The sequence below is a fragment of the Devosia ginsengisoli genome (assembly GCF_007859655.1).
GTDB classification, from domain to species: Bacteria; Pseudomonadota; Alphaproteobacteria; order Rhizobiales; family Devosiaceae; genus Devosia; species Devosia ginsengisoli.
The window spans coordinates 1,517,255-1,534,903 of sequence record NZ_CP042304.1 but is presented as its reverse complement, the minus strand read 5'-3'; the positions used below and the strand labels follow the sequence as shown (position 1 = coordinate 1,534,903).

Annotated in this window: 20 protein-coding genes; 11 read left to right on the top strand and 9 right to left on the bottom strand. The window is 63.6% G+C overall.

Annotated elements, in window-relative coordinates; translation table 11 throughout:
* Positions 1-6: 6 nt before the first annotated feature.
* Positions 7-534, bottom strand: a complete 528-nt coding sequence (locus FPZ08_RS07645) for a dihydrofolate reductase family protein (RefSeq protein WP_146289422.1) — start codon at positions 532-534, stop codon at positions 7-9.
* A gap of 113 nt (positions 535-647) precedes the next feature.
* Here FPZ08_RS07645 and FPZ08_RS07640 point away from each other — a divergent pair, with 113 nt between their 5' ends.
* From FPZ08_RS07640 to FPZ08_RS07620, 5 genes are all read left to right on the top strand, one after another.
* Positions 648-1,184 carry a methylated-DNA--[protein]-cysteine S-methyltransferase gene (locus FPZ08_RS07640; protein ID WP_146289421.1) on the top strand — a complete coding sequence of 179 codons (537 nt, stop codon included), beginning with the start codon at positions 648-650 and terminating at the stop codon, positions 1,182-1,184.
* Positions 1,185-1,186: 2 nt separating this feature from the next.
* Entirely contained in the window at positions 1,187-1,654 is a 468-nt protein-coding gene (locus FPZ08_RS07635) for a CYTH domain-containing protein (protein ID WP_146289420.1), read from the top strand.
* A gap of 51 nt (positions 1,655-1,705) precedes the next feature.
* Positions 1,706-2,479 carry a MerR family transcriptional regulator gene (locus tag FPZ08_RS07630; protein WP_146289419.1) on the top strand — a complete coding sequence of 258 codons (774 nt, stop codon included), beginning with the start codon at positions 1,706-1,708 and terminating at the stop codon, positions 2,477-2,479.
* A gap of 114 nt (positions 2,480-2,593) precedes the next feature.
* Entirely contained in the window at positions 2,594-3,496 is a 903-nt protein-coding gene (locus tag FPZ08_RS07625) for a DMT family transporter (RefSeq protein ID WP_146289418.1), read from the top strand.
* A 3-nt stretch (positions 3,497-3,499) separates the two neighbouring features.
* Positions 3,500-4,072 carry a hypothetical protein gene (locus FPZ08_RS07620; RefSeq protein ID WP_146289417.1) on the top strand — a complete coding sequence of 191 codons (573 nt, stop codon included), beginning with the start codon at positions 3,500-3,502 and terminating at the stop codon, positions 4,070-4,072.
* On the opposite strand, the gene FPZ08_RS07615 is transcribed toward FPZ08_RS07620, so the two are convergent.
* Both FPZ08_RS07615 and FPZ08_RS07610 read right to left on the bottom strand, forming a co-directional pair.
* Positions 4,056-4,598 carry a gluconokinase gene (locus FPZ08_RS07615; protein WP_246132826.1) on the bottom strand — a complete coding sequence of 181 codons (543 nt, stop codon included), beginning with the start codon at positions 4,596-4,598 and terminating at the stop codon, positions 4,056-4,058. The two genes, FPZ08_RS07620 and FPZ08_RS07615, sit on opposite strands and share 17 nt — an antisense overlap.
* Before the next feature lie 11 nt (positions 4,599-4,609).
* Positions 4,610-5,383 (bottom strand): SDR family oxidoreductase, encoded by a 774-nt coding sequence (locus FPZ08_RS07610; protein WP_146289416.1) that lies wholly within the window; start codon positions 5,381-5,383, stop codon positions 4,610-4,612.
* 213 nt (positions 5,384-5,596) lie between these two features.
* Between FPZ08_RS07610 and gndA the strand changes: the two genes are divergently transcribed.
* Complete coding sequence (gene gndA / locus FPZ08_RS07605; RefSeq protein WP_146289415.1) at positions 5,597-7,015, top strand: NADP-dependent phosphogluconate dehydrogenase; 1,419 nt, start codon at positions 5,597-5,599, stop codon at positions 7,013-7,015.
* Positions 7,016-7,057: 42 nt separating this feature from the next.
* Here the strand turns inward: gndA and FPZ08_RS07600 are convergent, their stop codons facing one another.
* The 5 genes from FPZ08_RS07600 to FPZ08_RS07580 form a co-directional block, all read right to left on the bottom strand.
* A complete protein-coding gene (locus FPZ08_RS07600) occupies positions 7,058-8,260 on the bottom strand; it encodes a GGDEF domain-containing protein (protein ID WP_146289414.1) in 1,203 nt (400 codons plus the stop codon).
* Positions 8,261-8,374: 114 nt separating this feature from the next.
* Complete coding sequence (locus FPZ08_RS07595) at positions 8,375-8,860, bottom strand: GNAT family N-acetyltransferase (RefSeq protein WP_146289413.1); 486 nt, start codon at positions 8,858-8,860, stop codon at positions 8,375-8,377.
* A complete protein-coding gene (locus FPZ08_RS07590) occupies positions 8,838-10,172 on the bottom strand; it encodes a TCR/Tet family MFS transporter (protein ID WP_146289412.1) in 1,335 nt (444 codons plus the stop codon). Before FPZ08_RS07590 ends, FPZ08_RS07595 begins: the two co-directional genes overlap by 23 nt.
* Before the next feature lie 130 nt (positions 10,173-10,302).
* A complete protein-coding gene (locus FPZ08_RS07585) occupies positions 10,303-10,893 on the bottom strand; it encodes an ANTAR domain-containing response regulator (protein WP_146289411.1) in 591 nt (196 codons plus the stop codon).
* Between the two features lie 77 nt (positions 10,894-10,970).
* Positions 10,971-11,840 carry an NAD-dependent epimerase/dehydratase family protein gene (locus FPZ08_RS07580; protein ID WP_146289410.1) on the bottom strand — a complete coding sequence of 290 codons (870 nt, stop codon included), beginning with the start codon at positions 11,838-11,840 and terminating at the stop codon, positions 10,971-10,973.
* 223 nt (positions 11,841-12,063) lie between these two features.
* Here FPZ08_RS07580 and FPZ08_RS07575 point away from each other — a divergent pair, with 223 nt between their 5' ends.
* From FPZ08_RS07575 to FPZ08_RS07565, 3 genes are all read left to right on the top strand, one after another.
* A complete protein-coding gene (locus FPZ08_RS07575; protein WP_146289409.1) occupies positions 12,064-12,489 on the top strand; it encodes a hypothetical protein in 426 nt (141 codons plus the stop codon).
* 113 nt (positions 12,490-12,602) lie between these two features.
* The gene (locus FPZ08_RS07570; RefSeq protein WP_146289408.1) at positions 12,603-12,941 is read left to right on the top strand and encodes an SH3 domain-containing protein; all 339 of its coding nucleotides are present in this window, start codon (positions 12,603-12,605) and stop codon (positions 12,939-12,941) included.
* Between the two features lie 245 nt (positions 12,942-13,186).
* The gene (locus tag FPZ08_RS07565; RefSeq protein ID WP_146289407.1) at positions 13,187-14,182 is read left to right on the top strand and encodes an asparaginase; all 996 of its coding nucleotides are present in this window, start codon (positions 13,187-13,189) and stop codon (positions 14,180-14,182) included.
* Position 14,183: 1 nt separating this feature from the next.
* Here the strand turns inward: FPZ08_RS07565 and FPZ08_RS07560 are convergent, their stop codons facing one another.
* Positions 14,184-15,464 (bottom strand): TIGR03808 family TAT-translocated repetitive protein, encoded by a 1,281-nt coding sequence (locus FPZ08_RS07560; protein ID WP_186767243.1) that lies wholly within the window; start codon positions 15,462-15,464, stop codon positions 14,184-14,186.
* A 130-nt stretch (positions 15,465-15,594) separates the two neighbouring features.
* Here FPZ08_RS07560 and FPZ08_RS07555 point away from each other — a divergent pair, with 130 nt between their 5' ends.
* Together FPZ08_RS07555 and FPZ08_RS07550 are read left to right on the top strand one after the other, a co-directional pair.
* On the top strand, positions 15,595-17,082 hold the full coding sequence (locus tag FPZ08_RS07555) for a helicase HerA-like domain-containing protein (RefSeq protein ID WP_146289405.1): 1,488 nt from the start codon (positions 15,595-15,597) through the stop codon (positions 17,080-17,082).
* A complete protein-coding gene (locus FPZ08_RS07550; RefSeq protein ID WP_146289404.1) occupies positions 17,079-17,648 on the top strand; it encodes an LOG family protein in 570 nt (189 codons plus the stop codon). The genes FPZ08_RS07555 and FPZ08_RS07550 overlap by 4 nt, the downstream gene beginning before the upstream one ends.
* Position 17,649: the final 1 nt, after the last annotated feature.

Sequence of the window (17,649 nt, the reverse complement as noted above, 5' to 3'; positions counted from 1 at the left end):
GGCGCTTCAGTCGAAGCGATAGTGGAGGCGCGCGCAGGCCGTGCCGAAGCTCTGCGCCGAGACCAGCTTGGGGGAGGCGCGCAAGCCCGTCGGCGGAAACAGCGGCAGGCCGCCGCCGATGATCTCGGAGATGACATAGATCTCGATTTCGTCGAGCGCGCCGCGCTCCATGAAGGCCATCTGCAACTTGCCGCCGCCCAGCATCCAGACATTGCCGTCGTCGAGGGCGCGAAGCTCGTCGATCAGGGCCGGAACATCGGAGCGGGTCTCCAGCGGACCCTTGGGATTATCGATAGGGCGCGAGGTGACGACGATGACCCGCTTGCCGGCATACTCCCATTCGCCGGGATATTTTGCCACCCAGTCATAAGTGGCGCGGCCCATGACCACGGTGCTTATGGTCTTGATGAAATTGCGATAGTCGTGCTCGCCCAGATTGAGATCGGGTTGCTGGGTGAGCCAGTCGAGATTCTCGTCGGGCGTTGCGATGAAGCCATCGAGGCTGGTTGCGATATAGCCGACGATCCGGGCCATAGGAATGCTCCTGTTGGTGGTTTTCGGGCCTATGAACCATGCTGGCGACAGGATCTGTCAGTAGCGGGGCGCTAGGTCTGGAAAGCGACGCTTTGCGATCATAAGGTCGGGCGATGGAAACCACGATTTTCGACACGGCTTTGGGCGAATTCGGCATCGGCTGGACCGAGGCCGGGGTGGCGCGTGTGCAATTGCCGGGGCTGGATCGGGCAGCGCTGTTGCAGCGGATCAACCGCGACAAGGCGCAGGCCGGCGAGCCGACGCGGGCGATCGAGGCGGTGATCAACCGCATCGAGGACTATGCCGAGGGAGAGGCGGTGGACTTTTCAGGGATCCCACTGGATTTGCATGGCGTGACGGAATTCAACCGCCGGGCTTATGACCTGCTGGTCAGGATCGGCTGGGGTGCGACCACCACTTATGGTGCGCTGGCGCGGGAACTGGGCGACGTGACGCTGTCGCGGGCAGTGGGCGCTGCGATGGGCGCAAACCCCATCCCGCTGATCATTCCTTGCCATCGCGTGCTGGCCAGCGACGGCAAGCCGGGCGGATTTTCGGCACCGGGCGGGGCGGAATCCAAGCTCAGGATGCTGGAGCTGGAGGGCGTGTCGGTGGGCACACCGGCCGGGCAGATGACCTTCGGATTCTGAGCGTGGGACGGGAGATCGAACGCAAGTTTCTGGTCATGTCGGATGCCTGGCAGGCGGCGGCAACCGGCAGCATGCTGCTGCGGCAGGGCTATCTGTCATCGAACGCCAAGGCGACCGTGCGGGTGCGCACTACGGACGACATGCGAGCCGTGCTGACGCTCAAGGGTGCGGTGGAAGGCATTTCGCGCGCCGAATATGAGTATGAAATCCCCGTTGCCGATGCACGCGAGCTGCTTGGCATGGCCGAGCCGCATGTGATCGAGAAGCGGCGCCATCTGGTGCCCTATGGCGGGCTGATCTGGGAAGTCGATGTGTTCCTGGGGCGGCATGAGGGCCTGGTGCTTGCCGAGGTGGAACTGGACGACGAGGCGCAGGTCGTGACCCTGCCCGACTGGGTGGGTGTCGAGGTGACTCAGGACGATCGCTACAATAATGCGAGCCTTTCTCGCGCCGATGCCATTCCGGGTTGACCCTGACGCGGCGTGAGGGACTATCCACCTGTCTTGCGGAGACGTGGACAGATGAAGACCTACACAGTCAATCAATTGGCGCAGCTTGCCGGCATCTCGGTGCGGGCATTGCATCACTATGACGAAATAGGCCTGCTGAAGCCCGCGTTCACTGGCGACAATCGCTATCGCTATTACGGCGAAGAGGAATTGCTGCGCCTGCAGCAGATTCTGATCCATCGGGAGCTCGATATTCCGCTCGCGGAAATCGCGGCCATTCTCGATGCGCCGGGCTTCGACAAGCTGGCCACGCTGCAGAAGCAGCGTGAGCGGCTTGAGGAGCAGGCCGAGCGATACGCCAGAATGGTCAAGACGATCGACCGCACGATCGCCAGACTGAAAGGAGATCGCGCCATGAAGGACGCAGATTTGTATTCGGGCGTGGTATCGCCCGAGAAACAGGCCGCCTACGAACAGTGGCTCATCGACCGTTACGGCAGCGATATGGAGGCGCAGATCGAGCGCAGCCGCAAGGCCATGGCGGATATGAGCCAGGACGAGATGGCTGTCGCGATGAAGGAACTCGAAGCAGTAGAGCAGGGGCTGGCCGAAGGCCTGCGCCGGGGTATTCCGCCACAGGCGACAAGCCTCGATCCGATGATCGAGCGCCACCGCGCCTGGGTTGCGCAGTCCTGGGGCCGGGAATGCGCGCCCGCGGCCTATGCCGGGTTGGCCGATATCTACGAGCATCCCGATTTCCGGGCGCGCTACGAGATCATCGAGCCGGGCTTTGCCGATTACCTCATCACCGCCATGCGGTCATGGGCCAAGCGACAGGCGGACTGACGACGGGTTAGGGCGCCGGCGTGACAGGCCGGCGCCGATCTGTTTCGCCGCGTTTTCGAACCGGAAAAGTGGTTGCCACTTTTCCTGCAAACGCTGCAGCGCTAATGCTGCCACATGACCAAGCCGAATCCCGCCGCCGCCCTGTGGCTGGCCACCGTCGCGCTCATCGTGATGGCGGCCATGTCCGCTGCCATTCACGAAGCCGCCAAGATTGCCCCGGTGGGGCAACTGGTGTTCTGGCGCAGCTTTGTCGCGCTCATTCCCATTGTGATCTACATGGCGTTTCGCGGCCAGCTGGGAGCGTCGCTGCGGACGAAATATCCGCACAAGCACCTGATAAGGGGCCTGCTGGGCTGCGCGGTGATGTTCTTCTCGTTCATCTCGCTGGCCTATCTGTCGGTGGGTCTGGCCACGGCACTGAGCTATCTGGCGCCGATCCTCTCCATCGTGGCCGCCATGACGTTCCTGCGCGAGCGGCCGGGTGCCGTGATCTTCGTCGGCGTGGTGCTGGGCTTTGCCGGCATATTGCTGATGCTCTATCCGTCTCTGGTCGGCGCGGAAGTGCGCGAGGGCACGCTGATCGGGGTCGCGGCAGGCGTGGCGATGGCGGCGACCAATGCGCTGTCGCGCGTGCAGGTGAAAGACCTGACGCGGACTGATCCGCCGGCCAGCATTGCCCTCAGCTTCGCGGTGATCTGCAGCCTGGTCGGGCTGGCGACGACGCTGTTCGGCTGGGCCGAGCTCGACACCTATGCCTTCATGCTGCTGGCTGGGGCAGGCGTGCTGGGTGGCGTCGGCCATGTGCTGATGATGGAGGCGGTGGCCCGCGCGCCGGTATCGCTGCTCGCGGCCTATGAATATTCGGGCATCATCTGGGCGTTCCTGTTCGACCTGGCGCTGCTGGGCGTGGCGCTGGATATCTGGTCGGTCAGCGGAGCGCTGGTCGTGGTTGGGGCGGCGGCGCTGGTCGCCTATGGTCAGGGGCGGTTTGTCGCCACGCCGGCGGCAGCGGAGTAGGCGATGCTGATCCGGTCCGCCGATCTCGATGCGATCTGGGCCGGGCGGGTAGATATCCTGTTCCGGCGCTGGACGCGACCCACGGTCAAGACCGGCGGGACGTTGGTGACGGCAAAGGGTGTGCTGGCCATCGACGCCGTCGACGTCGTGACATTGGCGGCGGTCTCGACCGATGATCTCAGGCGAGCCGGCTTCGCCGATCTTGCGGCACTGGAAACCTGGCTCGACAAGGGCAAGCCGGGTGCGCTCCACCGCATACAGGTGCGGCCGGGCGAGGCCGACCCACGTATCGCGCTGCGCGAGTCGATGGACGATCTGGATGCGGTGGAGCCGGCATTGGCGCGGCTCGATGCGCGGGGAGCCTGGACCGAGCAGATGCTGTTGCTGATCGAGGCTTATCCGGGTCGGCTGGCGCAATCGTTGGCGGACGAGGTGGGTCTCGACAAGCTCAAGTTGAAAGCCAAAGTGCGCCAGCTCAAGGCGTTGGGGCTCACGGAGAGCCTCGAAATCGGCTACCGGCTGGCCCCGCGCGGTGCTGCGCTGCTGGCACGCCGGCGGTCTATTGCCAGCGCTTGAAGGTCTTGAGGTGGTCGAGCGCCTTGGTCACGGTCTGGGTGATCTTTTCGACACTATCGGTAACCGGAACGGCCAGGACATTTTCCGTTTCCGGATCGGGGATTTCCAGCGTTGCGAACTGGCTGTCGAGCAAGCTGGCCGGCATGTATTCGTGGTGACGCCGCGCCATGCGTTCGCCTATGACGTCGCGGGAGCCGTCGAGATAAACGAAGGTGATGGGCTCGCCGGCCTTTTCGACCAGGAAGTCGCGATAGGCGCGTTTGAGCGCCGAGCAGGCGCCGACCGAAGCGCCCTTGCGGTCGGCGGCTTCGTGCAAAGCTGTGGCCAGCCGTTCCAGCCAGGGCCAGCGGTCCTCGTCATTGAGGGGAATGCCGGCGCGCATCTTTTCGACATTGGCCTCGGGGTGATAGCCGTCGCCATCGAGGAAGGGCACATGCAGGCGCCGCGCGATGGATTGGCCGACGGTCGATTTACCCGACGAGCTGACGCCCATGGCGATGATGATGCGAGATGGGGTAAGCGGCATGGCGTCCTGTCCTAGACGGTCGCGGTGAAGGCGCCATCGACATAGAGAATGTGGCCATTGACGAAGCGCGCGGCTTCAGAGGCGAGGAACACCACCGCGCCGCCCAGTTCTTCCGGCTGGCCCCAGCGGCCCATCGGCGTGCGGGTCTCGATCCAGGCGTTGAATTTGTCGTCCTTGAGCAGCGCTTCGTTGAGTTCGGTGGCGAAATAGCCCGGCGCGATGCCGTTGACGTTGAGGCCGTGGCGGGCCCAGTCGACCGCCATACCGCGCGTGATATTGGCGACGGCCGCCTTGGTGGCCGCATAGGGTGCGACGGACGGGCGCGACAGCTCAGATAGCAGCGAACAGATATTGATGATCTTGCCGCGGCCGCGGGCGATCATGTGGCGGGCCACCGGCTGGCTGACATTGAAGACCGAGGTCAGGTTGGTGGCTATGACCTGGTCGAACCGTTCGGGCGGAAAGGCTTCGAGGCTGGAGCGGAACTGCATGCCGGCATTGTTGATGAGGATGTCGATCGGACCGATCTCGTTCTCGATATGAGTCACGGCCTCATCGATACTGTCGCGGCTGGTGACGTCGAAGGCCACAGCGTTGACCGTGGCACCCGTGGCGGCCAGGTCCTGGGCAGCAGCGCCAAGGGCGACGGTGTCGCGGGCATTGAGCACGACGGCGGCGCCCGCACCGGCCAGGGCGGCGGCCATGGCATAGCCGAGGCCGCGGCTGGAGCCGGTTACCAGGGCACGTTTACCGGCGAGGCTGAACTGGTCGGCGATGCTGGTCATGTCGCACTATCCATGGGCTGACTACTGCCGTTGTTAGAGGACGGGCCGGCCAGTGGCAAGTTTGGAACCCATGCGACAAAAATCTTCCATACATGAAGCGGAGGTTTGCTCAAAAACCCGTAAATACGACTTCCGTCGCAAGCTGGTTTGTGGTCAGGTTCGGCGCCATGCGTTAAGTGCATGCGTCGAAGAAATCTCGGAAGGACTGCTTGTATGTCGACTGCGGATATCGGCCTGATCGGCCTGGCGGTGATGGGTTCCAACCTCGCCCTCAACATTGCCGAAAAGGGTTACACTATCGCGGTCCATAACCGGTCTTCCGGGCGTATCGACGAATTTGTGGCCGAGGCCAAGAAGGAAGGCCTCGATGGCAAGACCATCGCCAAGTATGAGCTGGCCGATTTCGTCGCGGCGGTGAAGCGCCCGCGCTCCATCATCATCATGGTCAAGGCCGGCCAGCCGGTGGATGACATGATCGAGCAGTTGCTGCCGCATCTGGAACAGGGCGACGCTATCATCGAATGCGGCAATTCGCTGTTCACCGATACCCAGCGCCGTTTCGACTATCTCAAGCCCAAGGGCATCGGCTATCTCGGCGTCGGCGTGTCTGGTGGCGAGGAGGGCGCGCGCCATGGTCCCTCGATCATGGTCGGCGGGTCCAAGGCGCAGTGGCATAATGCCGAGCCGGTGCTGACCGCCATTGCCGCCAAGTTCAACGGCGAGCCCTGCGTGGCCTATCTGGGCGAGGGTGGCGCGGGCCATTTCGTCAAGACCATCCATAACGGCATCGAATATGGCGACATGCAGATGATCGCCGAAGTCTATGGCGTGATGCGCGATGGTCTGGGCATGAATCCAACCGCTTGCGCAGAAGTGTTCAAGGCGTGGAACAAGGGTCCACTCAATTCGTACCTGATCGAAATCACCGGCCATGTGTTGGCCGCCGTGGACGAGCCGACCGGCAAGCCGCTGGTCGAACTGATCCTCGACAAGGCTGGCCAGAAGGGTACCGGCGTGTGGTCCGCCATTGCCGCGCAGCAGATGGGCGTGCCGGCAACGGCCATCGAGGGCGCTGTTGCGGCCCGTTCGATCTCGTCGCGCAAGGATGAGCGCGTGGCGGCCGAGGGCATTTACGGCAAGCCCAGCCGCGCCAAGACGGACGTGACGCTGGCCGATCTCGAAAAGGCGCTGCTGGCTGGCAAGATCGTCAGCTATGCGCAGGGCTTTGCGGTGATCGCCAAGGCCTCCGAGGAAAATGGCTGGAACCTGCCGCTGGCGACCATCGCCAAGATCTGGCGCGCCGGCTGCATCATCCGCTCGCGCTTCCTCGATCAGATGTCGGCCGCCTATGAGAAGGGCGGCAATGCCAATCTGCTCGTGGTGCCCGATTTTGTGGCCATCATGAAGGACAGCCATCCCAGCCTGCGCAAGGTCGTCGCGGCGGCAGCCGTCGGCGAATTCCCGATGATCTGCCTGTCGGCGGCGCTGAGCTATTTTGACAGCTACCGCCAGGCGCAGGGCACGGCCAACCTGATCCAGGGTCAGCGCGATTTCTTCGGTGCCCATGGCTTCGAGATTGTCGGCCGGGGCAGCGATCTGCACGGTACCTGGCCCAGCACGCTGGGAAAATAAGCGACGAGAAAGCCCCGCTTCGGCGGGGTTTTTTGTTGGCTGTCAGCCTGTCTTGGGCTGGCGGAACTGGCGCTGGTCCAGATTGGCATCCGCCGGGGGCGAAGTACTGGTGCCCAGGACGGCGCGATCCTTCCCGGAACGCTTGGCGTCATAAAGGGCCTGATCGGCGGCCGCCATCATCTCGGCAATCGTGTCGTGGCGAGCGCCCGAATACAGGCCCAGGCTCACCGTGACCGGGCATTCTTCGGGAATGCGGGCCTGAGATACCGCCAGCCTTATGTCGTCGGCCCGCTCCCGCAGGTCTTCGTCCGTGCCGGTGCGGTAGAACAGGGTGAATTCTTCCCCGCCGGTGCGCGCGGTCAAATCGGCTTCGCCGTGTTTGGTCAGGACATGGGCAATCGCAGCGATGACATCGTCGCCCACGGCATGGCCGAACTCGTCGTTGATGCGCTTGAAATTGTCGATATCGACCATGATGACCGCAGGCCGAAGAGCCCCAAAACGGTTGCCGGCCAGGGCCAGGTGGACGCCTTTGTGAAAGCCGCGCCGGTTGAGCAGGCCGGTGAGGAAGTCGCGGTCGGCCTCGAGGCGCAACTCGTCGTTTACCCTTTCGGCAAGGGCGACGAGGAAGGCGATGCCCACGGCTATGGCAAGGGCGGGCGTCGCGGCCTGGACGGTGGCCCAATAGGTGGAGTAGCGCAGGGCGCCGCCGCCATAGGTGTCGAGACTGTCCATGAAGGCCGCGAACGGGCGGATAATCCCCAAGCTTATAAGGCACACCATCAGTACCACAAAGGTCCAGTCCAGGCCGCTGGACGGGCGGGCGCGGATCAGGGCGAGGGCGGAAGCCGAGCCGATGACGACATAGGCGGCGTTGACGACGTAGATGCGCGCTTCGGTCGATGGCGACACGAAGAGGAACCAGCAAAAGCCGGCTGCGCAGAGGCCACAGACAAGGGCAAAAAACCTGACGGGAACGGCGACTTTGGCGCGCAGTAGTGCGCCGATGCAGGCGCCCACCGTCGCGGCCAGGAAAAACACATTGGCCACGATGCGCGACAGCGGAGAATCGAAGGGCTGCATGAAGTCATTGGCCACGAAGGCTAGGCCGCAGGCGAAGAAGGACAGGCTCAGTACGGCAAGATAGGTCTGGTCCGGGCGCTGGCGCCACAGCAGCAGAAAGGTGGTCGCCAGCATTGCCGTGACCACCGGATTCAGCAGAGAAAAGAAAAACTGTCCGGACACTGTTGGACTCACAACTCCCGTTCAGCCATGAGGCCGATTTTCCCATAAGGAACAGTTAAATGGCGGCAGCAGGATTGCAGTTGGGAAGCAATGTGATCGATGGCGTACGTGCCGCTAGATGAGCGAGCGGAACATCACGTAGCTGTCGACATAACCGTGCCCCGGGTGGTTGAAAGCCTGGGGCAGGGTGCCGACGATGTCGAAGCCTAGCTTCTGCCACAAGGCGACGGCGCGGGCGTTGGTCGAGACGACGTGGTTGAACTGCATGGCGCGGAAGCCGCGCTCTTTCGCGCGGAGCAGCGAATGCTCGCACATGGCGCGGGCCACGCCCTTGCCCTGGGCCGCAGGGGCAGTCATGTAGCCGCAATTGGCGACATGGGCGCCGCCGCCCTGCTGGTTGGCCATGAGGTAATAGGTGCCGAGCACGGTGCCGTCCTCCTGGGCGACAAAGACCTCGTGCGTCGGCCCGAACCAGTAGGCGCCGGCACCGACCCGGTCGAGATCGCGGGCGATAGCATAGGTTTCGCCGGCCGCCAGCGTGGGCGCGACAATGTCCAGGATCGCTTCGTGGTCGGCATCAGTTGCGGGACGGATTTCCATCGGCATCTTCTTCGATGGGTGCGATACGCACCTGGCCTGGCGGCGGCGTTTCGGGGACGTGCGGGTGGTCGGCGACACTGGGCCGGCGGCCAAGCTCGAAGCGCCAGGCCGCAACGGCAAAGATCACCAAAGCGGCGAACACGCTCACACTGGCTGCCAGGAATGGGGCGCCGGGGAAATAGTCCGCCGAGCCGGGCGTGGTGGTGTAGTAGGAGAAAATCTGCGTCGCCGCCAACGGGCCGATAATCGTGGCCAGGGAACTGGCGGCATTCACCGCGCCCTGCAATTCGCCCTGGCTGTTGTCGGGCACCTGCCGCGACAGGACACCATTGATCGCGGGGGGCGCCAGACCGCTGACCGCGCCGACCATGATCGCCAGATAGAGCATGTAGAGATCGCTGGAAAAGCCGAGCGCGGCGAAGGCTGCCACCGCCGCCAGCAGGCCGATCATGGCGACGGCCGGTTCGCCAATTCCGCGCGACAGAGGCCCGGCGATCACGGCCTGGCTGATGGCGAAGCCCAGCCCAAAGGCGCCCAGCGTGCGGCCGATGGCCGAGGAACTGAAGTTGAACACTTCCACCGTGAAATAGCTGAACACGGTGGGCAGCGCCTGCGCCGAAAGCTGGAAGAAAAACAGCACGGCCAGCAACCACAATACCGAGGGATATGCCTTCAAGGCGACCACGGCGCCGAGCGGATTGGCGCGGCGGATGTCGAATTTGCGGCGCGAGGCCTTGGGCAGGCTTTCCGGCAGGACCAGCAGACCAAACAGGAAATTGGCGAAGGCCAGACCGGCCGCCGCGTAGAAGGGGACGCGCGGGCCGAATTCGCCAAGCTCGCCGCCGATGACCGGGCCGATAATGAAGCCGAGGCCGAAGGCCGCGCCGATGAGGCCGAAGCGGTGCGTGCGCTTATGGGGCGGGGTAATATCGGCCATATAGGCGGTGGCCGTGGCCAGGGCAGCGCCCGCTATGCCGGCAATGATGCGGCCGATGAACAGGTACCAGACCACCGGAGCGATCGACATCATCAGGTAGTCGAAGGTGAGGCCAAGCAGGGATGCCAGCAGCACCGGGCGGCGACCGAAACGATCGGAGAGATTGCCCAGGACAGGGGAGAAAACGAACTGCATGAAGGCGTAGGCGAAGATAAGATAACCGCCGATGACAGCGGCATCGGCGACGCTGCCGCCGGTAAGATCTTCGAGCAGTTCGGGCAGCACCGGCACGATGATGCCGACGCCGATCATATCCAGCAGGATGGTCACCAGAATGCAGGCGAGGGTCAGGCGTGAACGGGTCGCTGCTTGCATACTTGGGCGCTAACCTTGTGAATCCTGACCGGCCTCGTTGTGTCGCGCAGTTGACACAGGCGGACCATTCAACGCAAGGCCGAACGCCGGCAAGTGGTTCCATCAGGTGCGTGCAGCGCGCCGCGATTTCCTATGAACCGAGCAGGGCGGCACTCGTCACCAGGCCGCGGGCGATGTCGACCATTCTCTGGTTCTGGTTCATGGCGGTGGAGCGGAGCAGGCCATAAGCGTCAGCCTCGCTGAGATTGCGCGTCCGCATGAGGATGCCCTTGGCCTGTTCGATGAGCTTGCGATCTTCAAGTTCGCCGCGCGCCTGCTCCAATTCGCGGGTGAGGCTGGCGAAGGCGTTGAAACGCGCAATGGCCATGTCGAGGATGGGTTTGGCGCGCTCCTTCCTCATTCCATCGACCACATAGGCGGCGACGCCAGCGGCGACAGCCTTGTCGATCATGGCGCCATCCGAGCGATCCACGAATATGGCAATGGGCCGTTGGATCGTGCGGGACAGCGAGAAGAAATGATCGAGTGTGCCGCCGCTGGGGCTTTCGAGGTCGATTATGATGGCGTCGGGCAGGGCGGCCTGGATGGTCCGGGCTGCCGCGTTGACCTCATGAAGCATCGAGACGCGCGAGTGGCCGGCCTCCCGCAGCCCATCCTCGATGATGGCAGCTCGGATGGGGTTCTCGCCGATGATCAGAATGGAGAGGTCGGGACTGGGCATCGGCAAAAAGGTATGCCGCTGCCCATAAAAGGCACAAGATACGTTTCTGCACATTCCGTATGCAAATTTGGCGATAGTCAGCCTTTGGCGGCGACCTCGTTGCGCCAGGAATATTGCGGCGAAAAGCCCAGCATGTTTTTGGCCTTTTCGATGCTGAGCAGCGTGCCATTGGCCGTGAGGTTGCCCTTGGTGGGCACATCGGGGAAGACCTCGGCCAGCAGCGACATGTTGGAGCGGCTCATGACCGTGTCGGCATTGGCGATGATGAAGGCCTCGAAGCCCGTGAAATCCGCCTGGATCGAGCGACGGACGGCCTGGGCGCCGTCGCGGGCGTCGATATAGGCCCAGAGGTTCCATTTGCGGCTGCGCGGATCGGCGTCGAATTTTGGGAAGGCGGCGTAGTCTTCCGGGTTCATGACATTGGAAAAGCGCAGGCCGACAATGCGCAACTCCGGGTCCCAGCGGCAGAACTGGGCGGCTATGGTCTCGTCCAGCAATTTGCCGAGCGAATAGGCCGATTCAGGGCGCGGATAGTATTCCTCGTCGACCGGGGCATAGGGCGGGGGCGTGTCGAAGGGCAGGCCCAACACGGTTTCGCTGGAGGCGAAGACGATGTTCTTGATGCCGGCAAGGCGGCTGGCCTCGAAGACGTTGTAGGTGGTCGGGACATTATTGGCGAAGGTGCGGGCATTGGCGGCGAGGCCCGGCGCCGGAATGGCGGCCAGATGCACCACGGCATCGAAGGGTCCCTTGCGCTCGTCCACGCCACCCAGGATGGCGGCGGCGACTTCGCCGAAATTGGTCAGGTCGATCCGCACGCTGGGGCAAATGGGTTCGGGCAGGGCCTGCTGGTCGATGTTGAGCACGTCGTAGCCATGCGCCACCAGGTCCCGCAGCACCGCGCGCCCCAGCTTGCCGCTGCCACCCGTCACCAGAACCTTGGGCATGCGAACCTCCTCTGTTTGCAGGCTATTTTTATCCTTGCCTCGGCGCCAGCCTAAGCCGGAACCGCCCGTCTGCCAACGGCTTCCGGTGCGGGTGAAGAGGGTAAACCGCTGATGAACGCGCGTCTCAGGGAGCATTCAAGGGCCAGGGCTCAGAACAGCGTCACGCTCGATGACACATCGAGAAGGCCGCATGAGTTGGCCACCCAAACACAGGAGACGTCAGATGTTGAAACTTACCGCCTTGGCCGTTCTAGTCGGCCTTGCCACCGCCGCCACCACGCTGCCCAGCGCCGCGCAGTTCGCTGCTGTACCCGGTGGTCCGAACAATCCCATCACGCACGAAAACAGTGACTGTGACGATCAACTGGGCTTCATGCCGCGCGTCAGCCGGGCCGATATCGAATCGATCAACGGGCAGCCGGTCTATCTCGTGCCCGTTTGCGAGTATGGCCTGATCGGTCGTGGCAACGACTATAGCTGGCTATTCATCGACGGCAATGTCGACACGCTGCGGCTGCCGCTGGCCCGCAACAGGACGCTGATGGCTGCCCTGACCGCCAAGGGCTACGACCAGCATGACGTGGTGTCGCTGTTCTTCGGCGGCGGCGACAGCATCTACCTCTATGTCCACCAGCGCGACATGCGTTGACCTGGCCCGCAACCCTGCCCGCCAGATGAACGGTTTCTGAACACGGGTCTCAGGACCAGTTCAAGCCGGGTCGGGCAGGGTGATCCCACAAACGAGATGTCCAGGGGGACAGAATGAACAAGAACCAAGAAAAAGTACTCGTCGCCTCGCTTTGCGGCCTGGTTGTCGTCGCCGCTGGCGCTTTCGCCGTGCAGCCCGCCATGGCCGCCGGCTACCAGGTGGATCAACTGGCCCAGGTGACGGGCGTGGCCCATTGGGACCAGCTCAATGTCCGCAAATGGCCGGCTTCCTATTCGCAGCAGGTCGGCGCCTTCACCCCGGGCAGCCATGTCTGGGTGGAGCGCTGCATCGAGGCCAAGTCCGGTTCGGACTGGTGCCTGGTGGGGGCGCAGAACACCGCGGGCTGGGTCAATTCCCGCTACCTCACCGTCGTTCACGACTGGGACCTCTAATGCCGGTCGGGCGCGCTTCGCTTTGAGGCGCCCCTGACGAGAGCGCCAAGAGGCGCCTCGGATATCGGCGACGGCGGAGACCCGGCGGATTGCGGCTCAACCATCGCCGCAGATCGTAAACCGCATTCTGTCCGGGCCTCCACCCTCGCCGATACCAGTTTCGTGCCTGCCTCCTTCCCATGCTCTGTTGACTTTTCCGGTCCTGCGCTGTTCGTGAGAACCAGCCTGGACCGGAGTTTTTTGTGATGACTGCCAATCCCGTTCTTGCCGAGACCATTCGCGGCAACTGGGTCGAAAACCGCCATCGTGGCGCCTATGCCGTGGTGGATGCCGATGGCCGTATCATCGCCTCGGAAGGCGATATCGAACGGCCGGTCTTTCCGCGTTCGGCCATCAAGTCCATGCAGGCGCTGCCGATCTTTGCACGCCATGCCGATGAGCGGTTCCACCACTCCGAGGAGGAACTGGCGCTGGCTTGCGCCAGCCATCATGGCGAGGATGTGCATGTGGCCACGGCCAGGGGCCTGCTGACCCGCATGGGGCTTTCGGTGGCCGATCTGGAATGCGGTGCGCATATGCCGACCAATGCGACGGCACGCGAAGCCCTGCGGGCGGCGGGTAGCGAGCCCAGCGCCTTGCACAATAATTGTTCGGGCAAGCATTCCGGCATGTTGAGCGTGGCTTTGGCGATGGGCGTACCGACGGCGGGCTATGTCGGTCGCGAGCATGATGTGCAGAAGGCCGTGCGCGGCGCCGTCGAGGCGGTGATCGGCGAGAGCCTGACCGAGGGCAAATGCGGCACCGACGGCTGCTCCATTCCCACTTTCGCCGCGCCCCTGCGGGCCTTTGCCTTTGGCTTTGCGCGCATGGCGACGGGCAAGGGCCTGTCGACTGAACTCGGGACGGCAGCCCAACGCCTGTTCGATGCGGCAACCAGCCATCCCCACTTAGTGGCGGGCACCGGCCATGCCGATACGCTGCTGATGACGGCGTTCAAGGGTCGCCTGATGCAGAAGATCGGCGCCGAAGGCGTGCAATGCGGCGCCATCCGAAACAAGGGCTGGGGCTATGCCCTCAAATGCGACGACGGCAATATTGCCGCGTCACAGGCCATGCTGGCCGGTATGCTGCTGAAACTGGCCAACCCGGATGCGGAACAAAAGGCATTGCTTGAGACGCTGGCGCATCAGCCGATCAAAAGCGTGCGCGGGGCCAAAGTCGGGGAATTGCGGGCCTGCTGATCTACCGCAGGCTCACATTTCCATAGCGCCCGGCATTGGCGATGAGATCCGGTTCGACCACGTCCGACCAGGCGAGGCCGACGATTGCGTAGTCGCGGGCGGAGATGGCGTTGTCCGCAATCATCACCGCTCCGGCTCCATCCACTACGCTGACGCCGATGCCGATATTGCTGTCGCTGACCACATTGGCGCTGATCAGTACATTGCGCAGGAAAGTGCCGTAGCCCGCCGCGATGGCGACGCCGGGTACGTTCTGCACCGTATTGCCTGTGATGGCTGTTTCGGCTTCGGCGAAAATGCCGATGGGGATGGTGTCGGGGTTTACCAGCGAGGCCGGGGTGATGTTTCGCACGATATTGCCCGAGCAGACGGCCAGTTGTCCGCCGGTATCGAGGTTGGTGATCGAGATGCCGGTGGCGGCGGTGTCGATGATGTTGTTGGCGATGACCGAGCCGGAAAAGGCGAATTCGGAGAAGATCGCCACTTCGCCCGAGCGCAGGCAGGTATTGCCGCTGACCTGGCTGTTATGGGTGGAGTTGAGGCGCACGGCGGTGAAGGCGCAATCGGCGAGGTGATTGCTGGCGACGATGACCTCGTCGGCCTTGAACACGTTGATGCCATTGCCATTCTGCCCGTTGCCGCCGCCGCGCCATTCGATATTGGCGATGCGGTTGCCGGTGACGATGGAGCCGTCCGCGCCGTTTTCGGAGCGCCAGATGCGGATGCCGGCATTGCCGCAATGGGTGATGGTGTTGCCTGATATGAACAGGCCGCGGCTGTCCATGGCATGAATGGCGGCATCGCCCAATTCGGTGAAATGGCAATCGCGTATGGTGACACCGGCATCGTTGATGCTGACGCCGATATCGGAGACCCGGAAGCGGCAGCGCTCGAGGGTGATATCGTCGCTGGCTTCGATGGTGAGGCCGGCCTGGCCCGCGGCGAAGCCGATGTCGCGTAGCACCAGCGTGCCGCGATCATAGATGGACATGGCATTGCCGTCGGGCTGCAGGGTCAATTCGGTGCTGCCTGGAACACCCTGGACCACAAGGTTGGACGGGAAATCGAGACCGCGCACATGGATGATGCCGGCGGGCAATTGCAGCACCTGGCCGGTGGCCGCTGCCCGATCGAGCGCGACCTGCAGGGCTGCACCCTGATTCTGGCCGGTGCCGCCGACGACGCCGAGCGTCGTCGCATCGAGCACGGACTGGGCGCGTGCGGCCGGCGTGGCGGCCAGAATGGCAAGTCCGGCAAGGACATGGCGGCGATTGGCGAGCATGGTTTTTCTCATGTTTCCATTGTGCCGTGCCCGGGCCGATCCCGCCATCAACAATGGAAAACAGAGTTACGAGTTGTCCCGCCGCGACCGGGGCGGCTATAAGAACCCAACTCTAAAGGATGGCGACGCGATGCTCGTTGACGACAAGATCTTTCTCGGGGTCAGCACGCATCCCGAATACCTCGCCCTGAAATATGGTAACCGCCATGGGCTGGTGACCGGGGCGACCGGTACCGGCAAGACGGTGACTTTGCAGGTGATGGCCGAGGGATTTTCGGCCGCCGGGGTGCCGGTATTTGCCGCCGATATCAAGGGCGACTTGAGCGGCGTCGGCAAGATGGGCGCGGCGCAGGACTGGCAGAGCCAGCGGGCCAAGGATATCGGCTTTGACGACTTCAAGGACGATGTGTTCCCGGTAATTTTCTGGGATCTGTTCGGGCGGCAGGGCCATCCGATCCGCGCCACCATTTCGGAAATGGGCGCGCTGCTGCTGAGCCGTATGCTCGAGCTCAACGACACGCAGGAAGGCGTGCTCAACATCGCCTTCAAGCTGGCCGATGACGAAGGGTTACTGCTGCTCGACCTCAAGGATCTGAGGGCCCTGCTGGTGGATATCCAGGAGCGGGCCAAGGAAATTTCGACGCGCTACGGCAATGTCTCGACGGCCTCGATAGGCGCTATCCAGCGGGCCTTGCTGGTGCTGGAACAGCAGGGGGCGGAGAATTTCTTCGGCGAACGGGCGCTGGATATTGCCGACCTGATGCGGACCGACCGGGACGGGAAGGGTTTTATCTCGATCCTGGCGGCGGACGAATTGATGCGCGCCCCAAGGCTTTACGCGACGTTCCTGCTGTGGATGCTGAGCGAGCTGTTCGAGGAACTGCCCGAAGTGGGCGACCCGGACAAGCCGAAGCTGGTGTTCTTTTTCGACGAGGCGCATCTGCTGTTCGACGATGCGCCCAAAGTGCTGATCGACAAGGTCGAGCAGGTGGTGCGGCTGGTGCGCTCCAAGGGCGTCGGCGTCTATTTCGTGACGCAGAACCCGGTCGATATTCCCGAATCGGTGCTGGCGCAGTTGTCCAACCGGGTGCAGCACGCCTTGCGCGCCTATACGCCGCGCGAGCAGAAAGCGGTGCGGGTGGCGGCCGATACATTCCGGCCCAATCCGGAGTTTTCGACGGCCGAAGTCATCACCCAGCTCGGCATTGGCGAGGCGCTGGTTTCGGTGCTGGAAGCCAAGGGTATTCCTTCGGTGGTGGGGCGCACGTTGATCCGGCCGCCTTCGGCGCAGGTGGGGCCGTTGCTGCCCGAGGAACGCCGGTCGATCATTGCCAATTCGCCGGTGGCGGGGCTTTACGACACTGTCGTTGACCGGGAATCGGCCTTTGAAAAGCTGGCGCAGAAGGCGCGCGACCGGCAATTGGCCGAGGAACGCCAGCGGCAGGATGACGAGGCGGCCAAGGCCCAGCGGACCTATCAGGACGACAAGCCGCGCCGTAGTTCGAGCCGACAGACGCCGAGCGAAGCAGCAATGAATTCGCTGGCGCGCACCGTGGCCAATCGGCTCGGCAGCGCGCTGGTGCGCGGCATTCTCGGCGGCTTGAAGCGCGGCCGATGAACATGACGGATCCCGCCACCACCGTACCCGTCGTTGCCGTCTTCGCCTCGGACAAGGGGCCGGGCGACCCTGAGCGGGCGTCGATCATGGGCCAGGCGGGGACGTATTTCGCCCGGCGCGGCGCCCATATCGTGTGCCTGGCGGAAAATGGGGTCATTCCGGTGCCGCTGATCACGGCAGCGCGGACGGCGGGCGGGCTGGTGCAGATCGTGGCCGATGCGACCATTGCGCTGCCCAGGGCTTTGGCCGGCGTGACGATGGAAGTGTTGCCGGACCGCGACGAGCGGCTGACGCGGGTGGCGCAACTGGCCGATGCCTATGTGGCTTTGCCCGGCTCGCTGGCCTCGGCCTCGACGCTGTTCGGCAGTTGGGCGGCGGCGCGGGCGCAGGGGCGGACGCCGCCGGTGGTGATGCTCAACCGGCACCGGGCCTATGAGGTCATGCGGGGCTATGCCGCCGACGTGCTGTCGCCGGGTCTGCCGGGTTATGAGCGAGCCGTGCAGTTTGCCGATACGATCGAGGACCTGTGGGCGCGGCTGAGTAGGTTGGTCAGCGAAGCTCGGTAGC